The following is an 18,813-nucleotide window of genomic DNA, read 5'->3' as shown; positions in this document are numbered from 1 at the left end:
CGCTCCACCGTGGCGGCCCCAATTCAAGGAGATGCCCATGCTGCAGCGCGCCGCCGGCCTCATCCACACGGTTGAAGGTCAACGCCTGTACTCGGCCGATTACGCCCGCTGGCAGCGCTGGGGACCGTACCTCAGCGAGCGCCAGTGGGGCACCGTGCGCGAGGATTACAGCGAGCACGGCACCGCGTGGGATTATTTCCCGCATGACCACGCGCGCATGCGCGCCTATCGCTGGGGCGAAGACGGCCTGGCCGGATTCGGGGACGAGCGGCTGGACTGGTGTTGTTCGCTCGCGCTGTGGAACGGCCTCGACCCGATTTTGAAGGAGCGTCTGTTCGGTCTGACGAATCAGGAAGGCAATCATGGCGAGGACGTGAAGGAGCTGTACTTCTACCTCGACAGCACGCCGACGCATTCGTACATGCGCATGCTCTACAAGTACCCGCAGGCGGCGTTTCCCTACCAGGACCTGGTCGACGAAAACGCGCGGCGCGGTGCCGGCTTGCCCGAATACGAAATCCTCGACACGGGCGCATTCGATGATCAGCGTTATTTCGATGTGCAGATCGAATATGCCAAGCACACGCCGGAAGACATCGTTATGCGCGTGACAGTCGAGAACCGCGCCGGGCAGCACGCATCGATCGACGTGTTGCCGCAGTTCTGGGCGCGCAACACGTGGTCGTGGAAGGCCACAGGCAGCAAGCCGTCGCTCGCGCTCGTTTCGTCCGCCGAGGGCGAGCATGTCGTCGCGCACTGCGGCACGCACGAGCCGCTCGTCGTGACGGCTGCCGCACAAAGAGGCGAGCGCGTCGAGTGGCTGTTTTGCGAGAACGAGACCAACGTGAAGCGCCTGTTCGGCATGGACGGCGCCGGTCCATTCAAGGACGGCTTCGACGACTATGTCGTGCACGGCAATAACGACGCGATCCGGCGCGACGCGGGCACGAAGGCGGCCGCGCGCGTGCATCTCGAGATCGCGGCGCACGGGCGCGCGGTCGTCACGTTCCGCTGGCGTCCGCTATCCGCGCCGAAGGAGGACGTGGCGCTCGACATCGACGGCCTGTTCGCGCAGCGCATTGCCGAGGCGGATGCGTTCTACGACGCGCTGCAGCGCGACATCGAAAGTGCCGACGCGCGGCTCGTGCAGCGCCAGGCGCTGGCGGGCATGCTGTGGTCGAAGCAGTACTACCAGTACGACGTGAACCGCTGGATGACAGGCGACCCGCTGCAGCCGACACCGCCCGCCGCGCGCCAGCGCGGGCGCAACGCGGACTGGCGGCATCTATGCAACGCGGACATCCTCTCGATGCCGGACAAATGGGAGTACCCGTGGTACGCATCGTGGGACCTCGCGTTTCAGGCGGTCGCGTTCGCGCTGGTCGATCCGATGTTTGCAAAGAAGCAGATGCTGCTTCTCGTGAAGGACCGCTATCAGCATCCCAACGGCCAGTTGCCGGCCTACGAATGGGCATTCGGCGACGCGAATCCGCCCGTGCATGCATGGGCGGCATGGCGCGTGTACGAGATCGATCGCGCGATCACCGGCAAGGCTGACCGGGATTTCCTCGAACTTGTCTTCCACAAGCTGCTGCTGAATTTTTCCTGGTGGGTGAACCGCAAGGATGCGGACGGCCACAACATCTTCCAGGGCGGCTTCCTGGGACTCGACAACGTCGGCATCTTCGACCGTTCGTCGCCGCTGCCGACAGGCGGACATCTCGATCAGGCGGACGGCACCGCATGGATGGCGGCCTACGCCCTGGACCTGATGCGCATCGCGCTCGAACTCGCGTTCGCGAACCATGTGTTCGTCGATATCGGCGTGAAGTTCTTCGAGCACTTCCTGTATATCGCGGGCGCGGTGAGTTGCGACGACGGCTGCGAGACGGGCCTGTGGGACAGCGTCGACGAGTTCTTCTACGACAAGCTGAGGCTGCCGGACGGCACCAGCGTGCCGCTGCGCATGCGCTCGATCGTCGGGCTGATTCCCTTCTTCGCGGTGCGCGTGCTGGAGGAGCGGGTACACGGCGGCCTGCCGGGGCTGCGCGAGCGGCTGGTCTTTTTCCTCCAGCACCGGCCCGACCTTGCCCGCCTCGTGTCGCGCTGGAACGAACCCGGCAAGGGCAATTCCTTGCTGCTCTCGCTATTGCGCGGGCACCGGATGAAAGCGCTGCTTCGGCGTATGCTCGACGAAGCCGAATTTCTCTCGGATCACGGCGTGCGTGCGCTCTCTCGCGCCCATCTCGACGAGCCTTTTGTTTACCGGCACAACAGCTGCGACTTCCGCGTCAGATACCTGCCCGCCGAATCGGACTCGCGCGTATTCGGCGGCAATTCGAACTGGCGCGGCCCGGTGTGGATGCCGGTCAACTATCTGCTGATCGAGTCGCTGTATGAATTTCACCGCTACTACGGCGACGATTTTCGCGTCGAGTATCCGACCGGCTCGGGCAAGAAGCTTTCGCTCGCGCAGATCGCCGACGAGCTGGCGCGTCGCGTCACGACGCTCTTTCTGCTCGACCGCAACAACGAGCGCCCGGTGATGGGCGCGTACCCGCTGCTGCAGGCCGATCCGCGCTGCCGCGATCTCGTGCTGTTTCACGAGTACTTCCACGGCGACAACGGGCGCGGCGTCGGCGCATCGCATCAGACCGGCTGGACAGGCCTCGTCGCGCTGATGCTGCAGCCGCGCATGATGAGCCCCTCGGGCAACGTGCCCGTGGCGGGCGAGGTCGAAGACGCGGAGGCGGTGAAGTAAGCGCGCGTTCCCAGGTGTCCGGTGCGAACCGGCACTCCCCCTGTCGGAGCGTTGGCCCGGCGATAACACCTGCGACGCGCGAAATTCGCAAACATCGCCAAAACGCCCGGCAGTAAAGCGTTTGCGAGCGCTGGCATAGTCGATGCGTTCACGCCGATCGCCAGTTGGGCCCAGCCAACTGCAGCCGAATCGAGGTGCAACATGTCGAGCCTTCCGGATCGCAGACCTGCGGGTCTATCGCAAGTGTTGTTTCTGATCGGGTTGATCAGCCGCTTGCCAGGAGTGGCGTGGCCTTTTGTGCTCCCGTGGATCATCCTGGTCCTGGCCGGTCCCTTTTGCTGGCTCGTCATCTCCGGCGCGCTCACGCAACATGTGCTGGTGCCGCCGGTGGAAACACCGAAAGCGCTGGCCGACACCGGCTATACCCCGGAATTCCTGGCAGAACGAATTCTTGCGGCGATGCGCGGAATCAGCAGCGACAGCGACGCGGTTCCGCACGATGTATCGCTGGCCGATAACGACAGCCCCGACATCAAGCTGCCGGGTGAGGACATGTCCTATGCTTCGATCGTCGGCTTTCTGAAATCGACGCTGTTCAGGAACAAGCAGGACGTGGTCGTCCATATCGGCATTACACATGTGAACGGCAGCGCAGATGCCTATGTCGCGCATATTCAGATCGAAAACGGGCCATTCAACGCCATGCACGACGACGTTGCGTTCACCGGTACTGATTTCAACCAGTCGATGCGGGACATCGCGATCGAGGTCATGCGGCTCGTCGAACCGAATACGCTCGCGAGCCATGTCTTCGCAGCGGTGCAAAAGACACGGTGTTCGCCGGGCCAATGTGACTACAGCGAGGTCGAAGCCATCTATGACGATGTCCTCGGCCGGCCGGGCTCCATGCAACACCAATGGGCGCTCGCTGGAAAAGGCTGGCTGCTCCTGCGGCAAAACCGCTCCGAGGAGGCGGAGCAGCAGTCGCGCGACGCGCTGTTGCTGTATCCGCACTCGGCCGTCTTGCGGGCGAATCTCGGCATTGCGCTCGAGCAGGAGCGGAGAATCGACGCCGCCATCGAGGAGCTTCGTGCGGGCGCTCACGAGCGGTGGAGTACCGCAGAGAACCAGCGCTTGCTCGGCGACGTCCTGTTGCACGCGCACCGGTATGCCGAAGCCCTCAGCGCGTTCCATCGCGCAGATGAAATGCACCGCGACGATGTGAACATCCTGCACGACTGGGGCGAGGCGCTCATCGACAACGGACAATACGATGCGGCGATCGTCAAACTGGCGCACGCGGTGGAACTTCGTCCCGATTTCGCGCCCTCGTATGAACTGTGGGGGCAGGCGCTGGAAGGCAAAGGCGATTTCTCTCATGCCGCGCAAAAGTATGCCGAAGCGGACAAGCGCGACAGCGGCGCGCTGACGCCGCACGAGAAGCAACTTGCCATGCTCGGTACGCCGCGCAGGTTGCCGCCGGTATCGGCAAGTTTGCAGGCACCGGATCGTCACGCATAGCGCTCGTCGCCGCGGATTTTTCGCTAGCTAGTTCAGTCATTACGATCGCCCGCGGAACAAGCCCCGTTTCTTCGCTGGAATAAACGCCGCATCCTCCTCGTTCTTTGTCCGTTAGCCCTTTGGACTGAACGAGGAGTGCGGTCATGAAGTCTCTACTCGCCGTATTCGGCGTCGTAGCATGTGGCGCGGCCATCGCGACGCTCGTGTCGTGTGGCGGCAGTTCCGGTTCCAGCTCGGGCTCCAGCAGTGCGAGCGTGCCCGTCCAGTCGACGTTCACGGCGACGGCGCTCGTTTCCGATGGTGCGGTGGCGGCCGCGCACATCGACGGGAATCTGAAGAATCCGTGGGGTGTCGCCTTCAATCCGAATGGCTTTGCCTGGGTCGCGGACAACGGCACCAATGTCGCAACGCTCTATGACGGCAACGGCGTGCCGCAATCGCTGATCGTCGCGATACCCAACGGCAAGAACGGCACGGCATCACCCACGGGCATCGTCTTCAACGGCACACAAAGCTTTACCGTGACGGAAAACGGCAAGTCAGGCCTCGCGGCGTTCATCTTCGCGGGCGAGGGCGGCACCATCACCGCGTGGGCGCCGGCGGTCGGGCCAACCAACGCATTCGTCATGTACGACGACGGCACGGGCGGCGCAGTGTACAAGGGGCTCGCGCTCGCGACGATGAACAACGCGAACTTCCTCTACGCGACCGACTTCCATAACAACAAGATCGACGTCTTCAATACCTCATTCAACAAGGTGACGATGCCGGGCGGCTTCACGGACCCGGCGATGCCGGCCGGCTTCGCGCCGTTCGGCATCCAGGCGATCGGCTCGAATCTGTTCGTCACCTATGCGATGCAGGACGCGGCGAAGCACGACGATGTCGCAGGCGCGGGGCTCGGCATGGTCGACATGTACGACACGGCCGGTAACCTGAAGCAGCGCTTCGCGACGGGCAGTCCGCTCGACGCGCCATGGGGCATTGCACAAGCGCCCGCGAACTTCGGCTCGATGAGCGGCGCGATTCTGATCGGCAATTTCGGTAATGGCGCGATCAACGCGTTCAATGCATCGAACGGCCAGTCGATGGGGCCGCTCACCGGTTCGAACGGCAATGCACTTGTTGAGCCAGGCGTGTGGGGCATTGCGTTCGGCAACGACCTCGGCAATCAGCCTTCCAATACGCTGTTTTTCGCGGCGGGGCCGAATGACGAAGCCGATGGCGTGTATGGAAGAATCGATCTGAATGCGACTTCGAACCCAGCCACGACCACGGGCACGGGTACCGGCACAAGCACGGGAGCAGGGACGGGCATGGGCATGTAGCGCCCGGCCACACGACATCGTTGTCTGATTCGTCAATAGTGCGTCCCCAAAAGGGGGCTTGCGCGATTAAACTACGACTCATAGAATCCGAGTTATGCGTAGCGCGGGCGCGGCGCGAGTCCACCGATATCACGTATCCCTGCATTGGAGAGCCACACATGTCGAAGCGTATTCTTGTTATTGGGGCCGGCTTCGCCGGCATGTGGAGCGCGCTGAGCGCGGCGCGGCTGCTCGATCAGCAGGGGCGTACGGACGTGGAGATCACGCTGGTCGCTCCGGATCCGCATCTGCATGTCCGTCCGCGCCTGTACGAAGAAGGCCCCGCGAACTTCCGGGCGCCGCTCACAGAGATCTTCGATGCGACTGGCGTCAAGTTCATCCAGGGCACGGTGGAGCGCGTTTACGTGGAGCGCCGCGCCGTGGATCTGACCGATGTCGATGGCCGGTCCTCTACGCTCGGCTACGACCGCCTCGTGCTGGCTACTGGCAGCCGGCTGTTCCGCCCGTCGATCCTGGGCCTGGCCGATCACACCTTCAGCGTGGATCAGACCGACGAGGCGGTCGAACTCCAAGCGCACATCCGCAGTCTCGCCAGCCAGCCGGACACGCCCGCGCGCAATACCGTGGTGGTGGCGGGCGGCGGATTCACCGGCATCGAAACGGCCGCGGAAATGCCGGCACGCCTGCGCGCGGCGCTGGGCGAGCAGGTGAACGTGAAGGTGATCATCGTCGAGCGTAACGATGCGATCGGCCCCGACCTGGGCGCGGGCCCGCGTCCCGTTATCGAAGAGGCGCTGGGTTCGCTCGGCGTGACCTCGAAGCTTGGTTCGGGTGTGGCTTCAGTGGATGCCGGCGGCGTCACGACAACGGACGGCCAGCGTATCGAATCGCACACGGTGATCTGGACGGCCGGGCTGCGCGCGAGCGCGTTGGCCGCGCAGATTCCGGGCCGCCTCGACGCCTTGGGGCGTCTGTATGTCGATCGCAATCTAGCGGTGGAGGGCGTGCCCGGTGTCTACGCGACGGGCGACGTCGCCCGCGCAGCCACCGACGACGAAGGCAATCACACGATGATGTCGTGCCAGCACGCGATGAACCTGGGGCGCTCGGCAGGCCACAACGCGGCCGCCGATCTGCTCGGCCTCGCTCTGATTCCGTATAGCCAGCCGAAGTACGTGACCTGTCTGGATCTGGGCCCGTGGGGCGCGGTCTACACGGAAGGTTGGGAGCGCGAAGTGAAGTTGCAGGGCGCCGAGGCGAAGAAGCTCAAGCACCGGATCAACTCCGAATGGATCTATCCGCCTCGCGCGGACCGCGAGCAAGCGCTCGCCGCCGCAGATCCGCTGCGCATCGTGGTTGCCTGACCCTTCAGGATAACGACGGATCTGATTGGACGCGGAAGCCTCGATGGAGGCTCCGCGTTTTTTTGCATGCTGGAAGGGCTCGCAACGCGACGGTCGTTACCCGCGCCGATTGGCAGCGCGCTCGGTGAACCAGTCGACCACGTGATGGTGGTAGCTGGCAGGCGCCTTGGAATACGCGCGGGTGGCGAGATCGGCAAGCGAGTGTTGCTTGAGCTCCGCGCGCATGGCGCGCTCGGCGCCCTGCATCACGGCATGGATCGAGCAGGTGCCGCGTGTGGCCCATGCGGGCGGCTCGTCGTCGAAAACGGCACATTGCCGGCGTACTTCGCGACAGTCGAAGAGCGCTTTGTCGCCGTCGATGGCGTCGACGACATCCAGCACCGAAATATTGCGCGCGGGTTTCGCGAGTCTGAAGCCGCCGCGTATGCCTTCGGTCGACTCGACGATGCCGGCTTTGGCGAGGCGCGTGAAGAGCTTGGCCGCGTAATCGACGGGCACGCCCTGCATTTCCGCCAGGTCGCGTACGCTCGCCTCGCGCACGCCGGCGGACGTGCCGGCAAGATAGAGCAGGCAATGCAGCCCGTATTCGACGCCGGTGCTGATGTGTGACATGGTTATACGACGACTTTTTATATCGGAGTTGTTAGGGTAGCGCAGTGCGGCGCCGAAGTCATCCGCTGCATCAGCGTGTGCGCTCGGGCAGGCATCGGGGCGGGCCAGGCCATCGTGAACGCGACGCATGACTTCCTGTGCGAACATACGCTCAGAGGTGGCGCTTTTCCTCGGTTGACTCGACCCGATGGAGGCAGCATGAACAGAAACGGTGCGAATGGAACGATCGGCGCGATGGTGTTCGTGGCTATCGCGAGCTGCGCTGCCAATGCGAACGCGCAAACCGGCGTGAGCGAGCCGGCCGGTGCGGCCGTGCAAAGAGTCTCGGCATCGACGCCCGGAAGCCGGCCGGATACCTCAGTGGTGCGTGACGTTCGCCGTGCCATCAGGCGCGTGCCGGATCTCGACGATTCAGACATTCACATTCGGGTCAGCCATGGCGTCGTCACGCTCTCGGGCACAGTCCCGGAGACCTGGCAGATCTCGCGCGCGGGCAATGCGGCGAGGCCGGTGCTGGGCGTGACGGCCGTGAGGAACCGGTTGACGGCCCAGAAGGGGGACGCCGCGGCCAGCGAGTAGTGCCCCGCCCGCGCTTCCACCCGAGGCAACGCCCTTGGAAGGCGACTCCCGATCTGTCCTTCCCCATGCGAACGCTCCCCGGAGCCAGTTCAAACTTGGCTTGCGCTGACGCAAAATACTGTATAAATTCACAGTATGTGTTTACGTCCAGTAGGAGCGTCGCATGGAATCGCTAATTCGCATTGTGAATGACGAAGACCGTCAGGCGTTTGAATGGCTGGTGGCAAATGTAGGGGCGGATCGGGTCGCCGCTGCGACCCGGCGACTTGCTGGCGGAGGGAAGCGGCCGTTCGTTTCCGCGCTGTGCCGATACCTCGGTGCATGGCCACCTGCTGCGCGTCGTGCCCGCAAGGTCGAGCCGGTTCATACGGCCGTTGGCGATCTGCATCTGGCGCGCATACGCGAACTGCTTGCGCGACGCAATGCGGTGAAAGTCGCCGCGCATTGATATTCCCGCTCCCGTTGTTTGAGGGCGCAACAGCGCCGCACTCACAATCGCGCTTGCGATGAATCCTCATCGCAAGCCGTATCTTGTTTGACGTCTTGCGTCATCTGACTGCGCGACACCCGTGGTTCGTCTGTTCTTGTCTGACTGGCCGAGATCCAGGCTGACAAGTCAACGGGCGCATCTGCGTAATGAATTGGGGAAACTCCTGACTCAACTAGCATTCATGAGACGGATTTAACAAAGTTAGAATCAAGGCTCTAGTTCGACTCCGGCATTCACTTCCGCACGGGCAATGCCAATTGCGTTGAAAAGCCATACTTCAAACGCGGTCGATGCAGACATAACGATTAATGAAATGCACAGAGGTTAAATTAGTATGTCTAATCAAAAATTCGCGGCGGCGGGAAGCGAATCGTGGGCCGTAAAGTTGACTACGTTGACCGGTCATCTATTCGGTGGTGTTTGTGAACTCTCACGCCTGAATCTCGCGACTTGCAGGTCGATATTCGCTGGTTCGCAACAGCACTTCGAAGGCATGTTGTCCGTCCAGACGCCCGAGCAATTCGTCCGCAACCAGGTCGAGCTATTGCCGTGGGTTGCTTCACAGGCGGCCGGGTACACGCGCGCATGCATGGACATTGCTTCGGAGACTGCGGAGAAACTGCGGTAGCTCGCAGTCGCGAAGAAGCGTGATCAAAACAGGATCAAGCGGGAGGGAATAACATGTTGAGCCCCCACGAACTTGCCACGTTGATGCTGATAAAGAACGCACCAGGGCGGATCGAGCCCGACCGGGAGGAGCTCGGTGCGCTTCGCGATCTGCACCTCGTCATCGTCGATACGCCCGAATCCGGCTTCCCTACGCCCCGCGTGACGCCTCAAGGCGATGCGCTCCTGAGAGCGGTCGCCCGAGTGCGCTGATTGGCGGTCGAGACCGCATAGTCTGTCACACGGACGGGCTATATTCAGAGTGCGTTGCTCACAATTGGGTTGCGATCCGCATGGATCCGAGGAGGCTGACGTGGACCAGTCCTGGCTGGGTATGGCTGCCGGCACGATCGTGCTCGTAATAGCCGCAGTTGGTGTCGCCGCTCACTATCGGCGCGAACGGCGCAGGGCCGATTTGCTGCGCAATCTCGATCACCACGAGTGGTGTCGCTGGACCCGGGTTCGACGCTGAGAACCCGGGTGCTGCGCGCTGGCGGCGCGGGCGGATTTCGATATCCGCGGCTCGTTTGCTTAGGACAATTGATCGGTTGCCGGCTGGCGATCGTCATCGCACGCGCGGTGCGTCCGCGGACGACATGCTACGATCGACCGCATCTCACTTCCATTTGTGCGAGCCATGGCGACGTTGTATGACTTGCTGGGCGTAAGCGACGACGCGAGCGACGCGGAAATCAAGCGGGCCTACCGCAGGGCCGCGATGAAAGCGCATCCCGACCGTAATATGGGACGCGAAGCCGCTGCGCATGCGCAGTTCCAGGAGATCAAGGAGGCTTATGCGATTCTTTCCGATCCGGCGCAGCGCAGCGTCTATGACGCAGTCTATGCCAAGGAGATGGGGCGTATGGCCCGCGAGCGGGAAGAAGAGGCGCGCTTGCAGGAGGCGGCGCGTCAGGAGGCCTATGCGCGGCACGTGAGCGTGGCCATGCGCTTCGCGGAGCAGGGCTACAACCGCGACGTCGTATTCGGCGCACTGCTCGCCAGTGATTGCGATTCCCGACTCGCCGGGCGCATTGCCGACGGCGCTATCGCACTGCACCTGTCGCGTCAGGCGGACAGCGCCGCGCCGCGCAATGCCGGCGCGCCGGAAGAAGCCGTGCCGCCGTCTTCATCGCACGGCGCAGGCGACGAGGAATCGCAAAAGTCCGACGATCGTCGTCACGCGAACCTCTTTAGTGCGATCTGGCACGGTATGTTCGGGTTACATCCCTGAACGTGTGCCGCTGTCAAAATGCGCCGAACAGGCAGGAGCGGGGGTACGATAGTGATCGACATACTACTCAGCGTGGCCACCCTATGACTTCGAATTCACATGCCGCCCGCGATGTCGACACAGAGGCATTGGCAACCTTGTCCGAGTACCTGGAAATTGCACTCGACAAGGGAGGAAGCCTGATTCTCGTTCGAACGCCTGGCGGGAAAAGCGAGGTCTATCTGGGCGATCCCGCGCTGCTGCCGGAAGACTGGGCGCACCTCGGCGCGATTCCGGAGCCGGTGGCTCGCGCGATACTGGAAGGCACGCGCTCCGGGCTCAACGAACTGACTATCCAGGCGCAAAGCTATCGTTTCGTGCGGTTGTTCGCCCAGGTTGCCGATGCGGGGGCAATTGTCTTCGTCACGGCCTGAGCGATCTGCTGCGTGAGTTTGCTGTCGCTGCCGCGAATGCCTTGCGATCACGTTGGAAGGCGGTGTGAGCGAAAGCCACTATGATTAGCGAATGGTGTCCACGCGCAGGAGACGATTCGTGGCAACGTACAAGGAACTGAAGGCGCAACTCGCGGAACTCGAGCGTCAGGCGACCGTCGCCCGTCAGCAGGAGTTCGAGACGGTTCTCGCCGATATCCGCGCAAAGGTGGCCGAATTCGGGTACACGCAGCAAGACATATTTGGTAGTCGTCGCGGCAGGTCGGGGCTTTCGCATAGCGCGGCGCCCCCGAAATATCGCGATCCCGCAAGCGGTGCGACCTGGTCCGGCAGAGGACGCGCGCCGAACTGGATCAAGGACGCGAAGAATCGCGACAGGTTTCTGATAAGCGAATGAATTGCCCGGTATCTGCCGCCGGCGACCGACGTATTCCTCAAAAAAGATCGCGCAGTGGCAGGCGGCGCAAATCGTCGGTAACCGGGACGCTCGCGAGAATCACCAGCACCATCGACAAGGGAACGCCCGCGGCAAATCCAAAATACCGGAAAGCCACTGCGCCCAGCGTTCCGCCAAGCAAAAACATGCCGAGCAGGGAGCCGAGTACGCGTACCCGCTGCATGTCCGCCGCCACGTGATGCGACGCCGAGGACGGCACGCCCCAGTTCCAGTAGAGCGCCTTCCCAAGTTCGATTCCCAGATCTGTCACGATGCCGGTCACATGCGTCGTACGGATTTCGGCGTGCGAGATTTTCGTGATCATGGCGTTCTGCACGCCCATGATGTAACAGAGCACGGCCACCGTCAGCGGCACGAAGAGAACGCGATGGATGCCGAGATTCGCGCCGAGCGCGGCGAAGCAAAGGAGCAGGGCGGCTTCGAGCAGGAGCGGCAGCGCATAGACGCTGCGCGCGCAACGGCGGCGCCCCCAGTTGATCAGAATGGCGGAAGTCGCGGCGCCACTCGCAAAGGCAAGGATGGAACTGATGGCGGACAACGCGATGCCGCTATCGCCAAGCGCGGTGCTGTCGGCAAGCGACGAGACGATGCCCGACATATGCGACGTGTATTGCCCAACGGCGAGGAACCCGCCGGCATTGATGGCGCCTGCGACCCAGGCCAGTGCACGGCCAAGCCGCAGGTTGGCCTGCTCGGTGCGTTCGACAGAGGTGAAACTGCGCAGATAGTGAATGGGCACGACGGCGTTCCGGGCTACGAGCGTCGAAACGCACAGTGTACGACGCGGACCGATTGCACGGCCCAACGCCGTCTGGCGTTTGGGGTGCGGTTGTTTGCCGCAGGGCTCGCCACGTTGTCGTGAATTCGTGTAATCCGCTTGCATAGGCCTTTTTCGCGCGAGCCCCGGGTCTCGATCGAGCGTCGGCAAGGTCGAATGGGCGGCAATCCACGGTGCGCAGGCCGGTGAGGTCGTTCAGGTTTGCGCTTTGGGCATCGTCTGGACGATCAATCTGTAAAGATCGTTGAAATTGTCCTCGGTCTCCAGACTCTCGAACCGGATCGCGATTCGCGCCGAACGCCTCGTCGCGATCTCCACCCCGTCCCATACGGTCAAATAACGTTGCGCGCCGGGCAGGATGACGGACGCTTCCAGGTGCCGGTGATCGGCGTAGAAGTCGGCGTGGCCGTACCGGGAATTCGTTGATGTAGTAGGGCATCGCCCGCAGCAGCATCGCGCTGCTTGGGCCGAAGCCGGACGCCATGCCGTCAACCACGGCACGGCGATTCGTCACCGAGACCCATGCGAACTGTCCCGGCAGAGCATGAATACGATCAAGGCGTGCTCGTCGGCGTCAGGATCGGTGGTTCGTACCCGCCTGTGTCTACCGCGAAGCCCGCTTTGGTCGTGCCGCCTACGCCCGGCGAGCCAGAGTGGTTCGCAGCCCCAGCAGGACCGGCGCCGTGGCGCGCGCCGCTGCCCGTGCCGGACACGCCTGGCGGACCGTAATCGTTTGCAACCGGCTCGGCAGCCGGCCTTGCGACGGAAACGGGAGGTGGACGCGGTACGCTCTGCGGCGGCGCGTAGTTCGCAACCGGCGCACTGGGTGCCGGGGTGGTTGTGCCTCGGATCGACGTAGTCACACTCGGTGGCGGGGCATTGTCGGTCCTGGCTGGAGTGGGTATCACCAACGCATTCGGACGATAATCCGAATAGGGCGCGTGCGGCGGTGGGTTATATGCATTGGTAACCGGCGCGTTTACGATCGGCGCCGGCGGAGGAGGCGGCACGATTTCGACCATGGCCGTCGCCGCACTCATGCGTGGTGAGCCGCGGCCCAAAGGTCCACCCGGGCCGCCTGCGCTTGCGCTACCTGAAGAGCTACCCGCACTCGAGCTACCGCCGCCTGCACCGGCGCTACTTCCGCCGGCGCTACTGCCACCGGAACTGCCTGCGCCGGAGCTGCCTGCGCCGGAGCTGCCTGCGCCGGAGCTGCCTGCACCGGAACTGCCTGCACCGGAACTGCCTGCGCCGGAACTGCCTGCACCGGAGCTGCCTGCACCGGAGCTGCCTGCACCGGAGCTGCCTGCACCGGAGCTGCCTGCACCGGAGCTGCCTGAGCCCGAACTCGAACCAGAGCCTGAACTTGACCCAGAGCCCGAGCCCGAGCCCGAACCTGACCCGGACCCGGAGCCGTGGCCACCGCCCGCACCAGCACCGGCTCCTGCGCCACCGCCGTTGCCGCCGCCATTGCCGCCGCCGTTGCCTCCACCATTACCGCCGCCGTTTCCCCCGCCATTACCGCCGGCCGCACCATAAGCCGCACCCGACAGGGCCAAAGCGAGCACCCATACCACGGTCTGCTTCGTTGATCGGTTCATCGTTCCCCCTATTTCTCGTGCAAGCCACTTAAAACGCCCGACTTGCCCGCGCAAAACCGCTCCGCGCGTTGTTCAACAGGCGCGCAAGCGATGTACCTCGACGCGCTCCCCCGGTGCGTGTCGTCGGCATGGTTCAGAAGAACTATCTTCGTTGCGACTTCGCTTCTCATTAGCGGAACGCAATGATGTATCGCTGCAGAATACGGCGATTAGAAAGCTGCGCCTTCGCTGACTTGATTCGCATGACGAATCAATACCATTCATATGCCTTGAAGACTCGGTAAACGACGTCGCCTGTAGGTGGATTGTCCGGGCTGGCAGCTGGGATGGGCCAGGTTGGCGAAGAAATGCTAGCGAATGGCGTTGGTTCGGCCAAACAAAGCGCTTTCAATAAACGCTTTCAATTAAGCGAGAAATCGGCCGCGCGCAGATCAGAGCGGGGTCGTGAGACCGTGCAACCACGCTAATTGCGTTCCAGAACAGGCGTTACGGGTGCCAGCGATAGACCACGACGCTCGATCCGTTGTAGTTGTCTTTCGTGACGACGTACTCGCCGGTCGAGCGCAGGTATGCGCGAATGCCATACATCGAATCCACGTCGTTGCCGACATCCATCGCCGTCGGGTTCGAGTTCGTCAAGGTCGTGACGAGACTGCCGGTGTTCAGGTCGAACACGTCGATATTCGGCACCGTATGCACGTAGCCGACGAACAGGTAGTGGCCCGCTGCCGCGATCGATTTCGGATTCGCGCTCGTGAGATCGATCACCGGGCTCGGCGCGCTCGTGTTGCCCGCTTTCCAGCCGTGATAGATCTCGATGTGCCCGTTCATGGCTGTCCAGTCCCAGCTTCCCGCAATGCCCTGCGCGAGGATCATCGTGTCGCTGTCCGACTGATAAATGATGCGCGTGAGCGGGCGCACGGTTCGCGGGATCTGGATCGTGCTGGCGGCGCCCCATGATGGCTTGCCGTTCGCGTCGAAGCCGGTCAGCGGGTAATGGTAGATCTGGTTGGTTCGGTCGAGCCCGGCCCAGACGTCGCCATTGCCGTCGATCGCGAAGCCGCCCGTCACCTTCGTATTCGTATTGAACGCCTTACCGGGAATGGACCCGTCGGGAATGGCAATGTACCCGCTCGACGGCTGGAAATGAAAGAAGTTAAAGGTGTCGGGATTCTGCCCGGAGGCGACGAGAATGCGGTTGCCGCCCACCACCACGAGTTGCCCGAACAACTGGCCGCGCTGATAGTCGTTCATGTTCAGGCGCGGGTCGGCCGGCCAGCTGAACGGATCGATCGTATTCGCTACGAACGCGCCGCCTGCTGTACCCGTGTAGATGGTGTTCCCGCTGTAGAAGTCCGCGCCATCGGTTGCCGGGTCGGGCGCCGCGATCGCCTCGAAATTGAGCGCTTGCAAAGTCCACTGCAGCGTGCCCGATGAGTTGTACGAATGAATGTCGGTGCTGCCGTTGCGGCCGAGGTCCCAGTCGCCGCCCCATGCGTTATTGAGCACATACAGATTGCCCGCTGCATCCTTGCCGATACCGACGACGCGCGTGAAGCGCTTGTCGCCGACCTGCCCCTTGATGCCCGTCGTGGTGTCCAGATAGCCGCCCTGCACGCCGAGCGTGCCGACCAGCGCCGGCATGCCGGTCAGGGCATAACACTTGATGTTCATGTCGGGCCCCTCGTCGCCAACCAGTAGCCGGTTCGTCGGTGCGTCGAAATAGAGTGCAGAGGGCCGGGCGCCAGCGGCCATCTGGATCGTGCTCATCGGCGTGCCGGCTGGGCTGAACTGTGCGACTACACCTGCGTTTTCGCGCGCGACCCAGACGTTGCCTGCACCGTCGATTGCGAGTGCGCCGGGTTGCTGGACGCCGATGTCGCGCTGCCAGACGCCGTCGGTCGTGTAGACCCGCACGCGGTTGCCGTAGTAGTCGCTGGCGTAGAGGAGTGTGCCCGCTGTCGCAAGACCGGTAATCACATCCGCGTTCTGGATGCCGGTCCAGGTGCTCACGGCAATGCGAAGCTCGCGCGTGTTCGAGCTTCGGTTGTAGCGGCCTACCGATCCGCTGCCGTACGCCCGGCTATAACCGAGCGCGACGAAGATCGACGTCGCGTTGCCCGTGATCGCACTGCCCTGGAACTCGTCGTGCGCGCCGATGGTGCCGAGCGTTTCGCCGTTCTGATAGCGCGCGACCCCGCCCGCGTTTTCGTCCCAGCGCGATGACGTATAGATGACACCCTCGGGCGCGACCCACATCGAGCGCGCGCCGTTACCGACGTGTGCGACGAGCGTGCCAAAGCTGTTGGCGAGCCAGTCGGTCGTGTATTGCGCATGACTGGCGGGCGCAATGGCGGCGACGAAAAGACCCAGCCATGCTGCGCGAATCCGGTTGTTGAACATGCCTGGGCCTCCCATAGACATCGTGCCGCGATGGCGTGAATCGCGGCGCATAAAGTGACCGATGTAGAAGCTACGCCGCAATCGGGAGGTCGTGCTGTGTGAGCGCGTGTACCTGTTGATGCAAGGCGGCACGATCAGCAAAGGACGCGTTGCGTCATGTCGTGATTCCATGCTCCATCGGAGCCACGCAACGGCGCACCGTTGCCGCTTCGCTCAATGCCCAGGCGAGCGCGCGCCGCTCGCGCGCAAAATCAACCGCACCACTTCCTCGGTACTCGCTTCGAACCCCGCCGATGACAGCGCGCGCTTGCCCGAGAGCGCGCGAATTTGCGCCTCGAAATCGGCATAGTGCTGCGTGGTCGCCCAGATCATGAAAAGCAGCGTCTTCGGATCGACGGGGGCGAGCAAGCCTTCGGCAATCCAGCGGTCGATCAGCTTCACGCGTGTTTCCATCCACGGCTTCACACGTTTGAGCAGGATGTCCTGCATATGCGTCGCGCCGCTGATGATCTCGTTCGCCCACACTTTCGACCCGAGCGGTCTGCGCCGCGAGAGTTCCATCTTCGCGCGCACGTAGCCACCAATGGCCTCCACCGGATCGTCGCTCGCATCGAACGTGTTGGCGGCCGCGTTCCATTCCTCGAACAGATCATCGAGCACGCGCCAGTAGAGCGCGAGCTTGGTGGGGAAGTAGTAGTGCAGATTCGCCTTCGGCAGGCCCGCGCGCTCCGCGATCAGCGCCGTGCTTGCGCCTTCGAAGCCTCGCTCGGCGAACACGGCCTCCGCGCAGGCGAGCAGATGCGCTTCGTTCGACTCGCGAATGGCGGCTTTGCGTCGGCGCGGCTTGTGCGTTGCGTCAGCGGCTTCCCGTTCGTGAGCCGTGCCGCGCATCGCGTGAGTCGCGGCTTGCGTGGTGGGTTCGTCGTCGCGCATGATGGTCAGTCCGTTCAGTAGGGAAGAGGCGGCGCACGGCTGCCGCGCCCATGTCGGCTTCATTGTAGTCACGATGTAAGCGCCTCGTGCATTCACCGCTCTCGGGGAAAACGCGCGGAGTGCTGGCGCGTTTTTCGCGCACTGCAGCATCGATGGCACGCTTCTCGCTGGTAACACCGCATTGAATTCGCGAAGTTTATCGTCTACAACCTGTCCAATCGGACAGGATTCGCGGGGCGAGGTTTTGGAGCCGCGATGCGCCAATCGAGCGTGCACCGCCATGGCGCTTCCCGCCCCAGAAGGTGGCAAGAATGCACGTTTGACGAACACGGACAGGAGGACACGCATGAACGCAGTAAGCGAAGCCGCGCTGACGACCGCGATTCACGTGAACGGCCAGCGTTTGTGGGACAGCCTGATGGAGATGGCGAAAATCGGTGCCACGCCCAAGGGCGGCGTGTGCCGTCTCGCGCTCACCGATCTCGACAAGACAGGGCGCGATCTCATCGTCCAATGGGCGAAAGAGGCCGGCTGCACGGTGAGCGTCGACCAGATGGGCAACGTGTTCATGCGCCGCGCGGGGCGCAACAACGACCTGCCGCCGGTGATGACCGGTTCGCACGCCGACTCCCAGCCCACGGGAGGGCGCTTCGACGGCATCTATGGCGTGCTGGGCGGCCTCGAGGTGATTCGCTCGCTGAACGATCACGGCATTCAAACCGAGCGCCCCGTCGAAACCGTGATCTGGACCAACGAGGAAGGCTCGCGTTTCGCGCCGGCCATGGTCGCCTCCGGCGTGTTCGCGGGCGTCTTTACGCTCGACTACGGCCTCTCACGCAAGGATATCGATGGCAAGACCATCGGCGAGGAGCTGCAGCGCATCGGCTATGCAGGTGAACTGCCGTGCGGCGGCCGCAAGATACACGCGGCGTTCGAACTGCATATCGAACAGGGGCCGATACTCGAAGCCGAAAATAAAACGATCGGCGTCGTCACGGACGCGCAGGGCCAGCGCTGGTACGAAGTCGTGCTCACGGGGCAGGAGGCGCACGCGGGTCCGACGCCCATGCCGCGCCGCCGCGACGCACTGCTGGGCGCCTCGCGTGTCGTGCAACTCGTGAACGAAATTGGCCTGCGCCACGCGCCGCTGGCCTGCGCGACGGTCGGCATGATGCAGGTGCATCCGAATTCGCGCAACGTCATTCCGGGCCGCGTGTTCTTTACCATCGATTTCCGCCATCCCCAGGACGACGTGCTCGCGCAGATGGACGCCGAGCTGCGCGAAGGAATCGAAAGGATTGCAGAACAAGGAAAGCTCGAAACGCAGCTCGAGCAGATTTTCTATTACGCGCCGGTGCCGTTCGACAAGGCCTGCGTGAACTCCGTGCGCGCAGCGGCGGAGCGCTTTGGCTACTCGAACCGCGAGATCGTTTCGGGCGCGGGCCACGACGCGTGCTATCTCGCGACGGTCGCGCCGACTTCGATGGTGTTCGTGCCATGCATCGACGGCATCAGTCACAACGAGGTCGAGGACGCGACGATCGAATGGATCGAGGCGGGCGCGAACGTGCTGTTGCACGCCATGCTCGAACGCGCGAGCGAACCCGGCTGACGCCGTTGACGCCAAAGCAAGCGGCCTGAGAGCCGCGCTCTTTCAC

At 63.2% G+C, this 18,813-nt stretch carries 17 protein-coding genes; 11 read left to right on the top strand and 6 right to left on the bottom strand.

Translation table 11 applies throughout. The annotated features are described in order from the left end of the window. Nucleotides 1–31 precede the first annotated feature (31 nt). The 4 genes from BFD71_RS05040 (at nucleotide 32) to BFD71_RS05025 (ending at nucleotide 6,974) form a co-directional block, all read left to right on the top strand. Nucleotides 32–2,761: an MGH1-like glycoside hydrolase domain-containing protein gene (locus tag BFD71_RS05040; protein WP_069262172.1), complete on the top strand. Its 2,730-nt coding sequence runs from the start codon at nucleotides 32–34 to the stop codon at nucleotides 2,759–2,761. 201 nt (nucleotides 2,762–2,962) lie between these two features. Then, a complete protein-coding gene (locus BFD71_RS05035; protein ID WP_141710575.1) occupies nucleotides 2,963–4,282 on the top strand; it encodes a tetratricopeptide repeat protein in 1,320 nt (439 codons plus the stop codon). A 143-nt stretch (nucleotides 4,283–4,425) separates the two neighbouring features. Continuing rightward, nucleotides 4,426–5,610, top strand: coding sequence for a TIGR03118 family protein (locus BFD71_RS05030; RefSeq protein ID WP_069262170.1), 1,185 nt, complete (start codon nucleotides 4,426–4,428; stop codon nucleotides 5,608–5,610). A 158-nt stretch (nucleotides 5,611–5,768) separates the two neighbouring features. Further along, nucleotides 5,769–6,974 (top strand): NAD(P)/FAD-dependent oxidoreductase, encoded by a 1,206-nt coding sequence (locus BFD71_RS05025; RefSeq protein WP_069262169.1) that lies wholly within the window; start codon nucleotides 5,769–5,771, stop codon nucleotides 6,972–6,974. 96 nt (nucleotides 6,975–7,070) lie between these two features. On the opposite strand, the gene BFD71_RS05020 is transcribed toward BFD71_RS05025, so the two are convergent. Next, on the bottom strand, nucleotides 7,071–7,586 hold the full coding sequence (locus tag BFD71_RS05020; protein WP_069262168.1) for an RrF2 family transcriptional regulator: 516 nt from the start codon (nucleotides 7,584–7,586) through the stop codon (nucleotides 7,071–7,073). A 198-nt stretch (nucleotides 7,587–7,784) separates the two neighbouring features. On the opposite strand from BFD71_RS05020, the gene BFD71_RS05015 reads away from it, so the two are divergent. Continuing rightward, nucleotides 7,785–8,165: a BON domain-containing protein gene (locus BFD71_RS05015; RefSeq protein ID WP_069262167.1), complete on the top strand. Its 381-nt coding sequence runs from the start codon at nucleotides 7,785–7,787 to the stop codon at nucleotides 8,163–8,165. 172 nt (nucleotides 8,166–8,337) lie between these two features. On the opposite strand, the gene BFD71_RS41300 is transcribed toward BFD71_RS05015, so the two are convergent. After that, nucleotides 8,338–8,610 carry a hypothetical protein gene (locus BFD71_RS41300; protein WP_069262166.1) on the bottom strand — a complete coding sequence of 91 codons (273 nt, stop codon included), beginning with the start codon at nucleotides 8,608–8,610 and terminating at the stop codon, nucleotides 8,338–8,340. 379 nt (nucleotides 8,611–8,989) lie between these two features. Here BFD71_RS41300 and BFD71_RS42790 point away from each other — a divergent pair, with 379 nt between their 5' ends. Both BFD71_RS42790 and BFD71_RS05000 read left to right on the top strand, forming a co-directional pair. Beyond that, nucleotides 8,990–9,283: a phasin family protein gene (locus tag BFD71_RS42790; protein ID WP_069262165.1), complete on the top strand. Its 294-nt coding sequence runs from the start codon at nucleotides 8,990–8,992 to the stop codon at nucleotides 9,281–9,283. Between the two features lie 53 nt (nucleotides 9,284–9,336). Beyond that, a complete protein-coding gene (locus BFD71_RS05000) occupies nucleotides 9,337–9,534 on the top strand; it encodes a hypothetical protein (protein ID WP_028204658.1) in 198 nt (65 codons plus the stop codon). 58 nt (nucleotides 9,535–9,592) lie between these two features. Here the strand turns inward: BFD71_RS05000 and BFD71_RS41295 are convergent, their stop codons facing one another. Beyond that, on the bottom strand, nucleotides 9,593–9,760 hold the full coding sequence (locus tag BFD71_RS41295) for a hypothetical protein (RefSeq protein WP_176732827.1): 168 nt from the start codon (nucleotides 9,758–9,760) through the stop codon (nucleotides 9,593–9,595). Between the two features lie 198 nt (nucleotides 9,761–9,958). Between BFD71_RS41295 and BFD71_RS04995 the strand changes: the two genes are divergently transcribed. The 3 genes from BFD71_RS04995 to BFD71_RS04985 all read left to right on the top strand — a co-directional run bounded on the left by BFD71_RS04995 (nucleotide 9,959) and on the right by BFD71_RS04985 (nucleotide 11,380). Further along, nucleotides 9,959–10,552: a DnaJ domain-containing protein gene (locus BFD71_RS04995; protein ID WP_069262164.1), complete on the top strand. Its 594-nt coding sequence runs from the start codon at nucleotides 9,959–9,961 to the stop codon at nucleotides 10,550–10,552. Between the two features lie 83 nt (nucleotides 10,553–10,635). Continuing rightward, the gene (locus tag BFD71_RS04990; protein ID WP_069262163.1) at nucleotides 10,636–10,965 is read left to right on the top strand and encodes a hypothetical protein; all 330 of its coding nucleotides are present in this window, start codon (nucleotides 10,636–10,638) and stop codon (nucleotides 10,963–10,965) included. A gap of 118 nt (nucleotides 10,966–11,083) precedes the next feature. Beyond that, a complete protein-coding gene (locus BFD71_RS04985; RefSeq protein WP_069262162.1) occupies nucleotides 11,084–11,380 on the top strand; it encodes an H-NS histone family protein in 297 nt (98 codons plus the stop codon). 37 nt (nucleotides 11,381–11,417) lie between these two features. Here BFD71_RS04985 and BFD71_RS04980 read toward each other — a convergent pair whose 3' ends face one another. The 3 genes from BFD71_RS04980 to BFD71_RS04965 form a co-directional block, all read right to left on the bottom strand. Continuing rightward, nucleotides 11,418–12,179, bottom strand: a complete 762-nt coding sequence (locus tag BFD71_RS04980) for a YoaK family protein (RefSeq protein ID WP_069262161.1) — start codon at nucleotides 12,177–12,179, stop codon at nucleotides 11,418–11,420. Between the two features lie 2,126 nt (nucleotides 12,180–14,305). Next, nucleotides 14,306–16,222: an SMP-30/gluconolactonase/LRE family protein gene (locus BFD71_RS04970; RefSeq protein WP_069262159.1), complete on the bottom strand. Its 1,917-nt coding sequence runs from the start codon at nucleotides 16,220–16,222 to the stop codon at nucleotides 14,306–14,308. A gap of 213 nt (nucleotides 16,223–16,435) precedes the next feature. Further along, nucleotides 16,436–17,155: a TetR/AcrR family transcriptional regulator gene (locus BFD71_RS04965; protein WP_069262158.1), complete on the bottom strand. Its 720-nt coding sequence runs from the start codon at nucleotides 17,153–17,155 to the stop codon at nucleotides 16,436–16,438. 346 nt (nucleotides 17,156–17,501) lie between these two features. On the opposite strand from BFD71_RS04965, the gene BFD71_RS04960 reads away from it, so the two are divergent. Then, a complete protein-coding gene (locus BFD71_RS04960) occupies nucleotides 17,502–18,767 on the top strand; it encodes a Zn-dependent hydrolase (RefSeq protein ID WP_069262157.1) in 1,266 nt (421 codons plus the stop codon). Nucleotides 18,768–18,813 lie beyond the last annotated feature (46 nt).

The organism is Paraburkholderia nodosa (assembly GCF_001718195.1).
GTDB lineage: Bacteria > Pseudomonadota > Gammaproteobacteria > Burkholderiales > Burkholderiaceae > Paraburkholderia > Paraburkholderia nodosa_A.
This window is presented reverse-complemented; position numbering and strand designations above follow the sequence as displayed.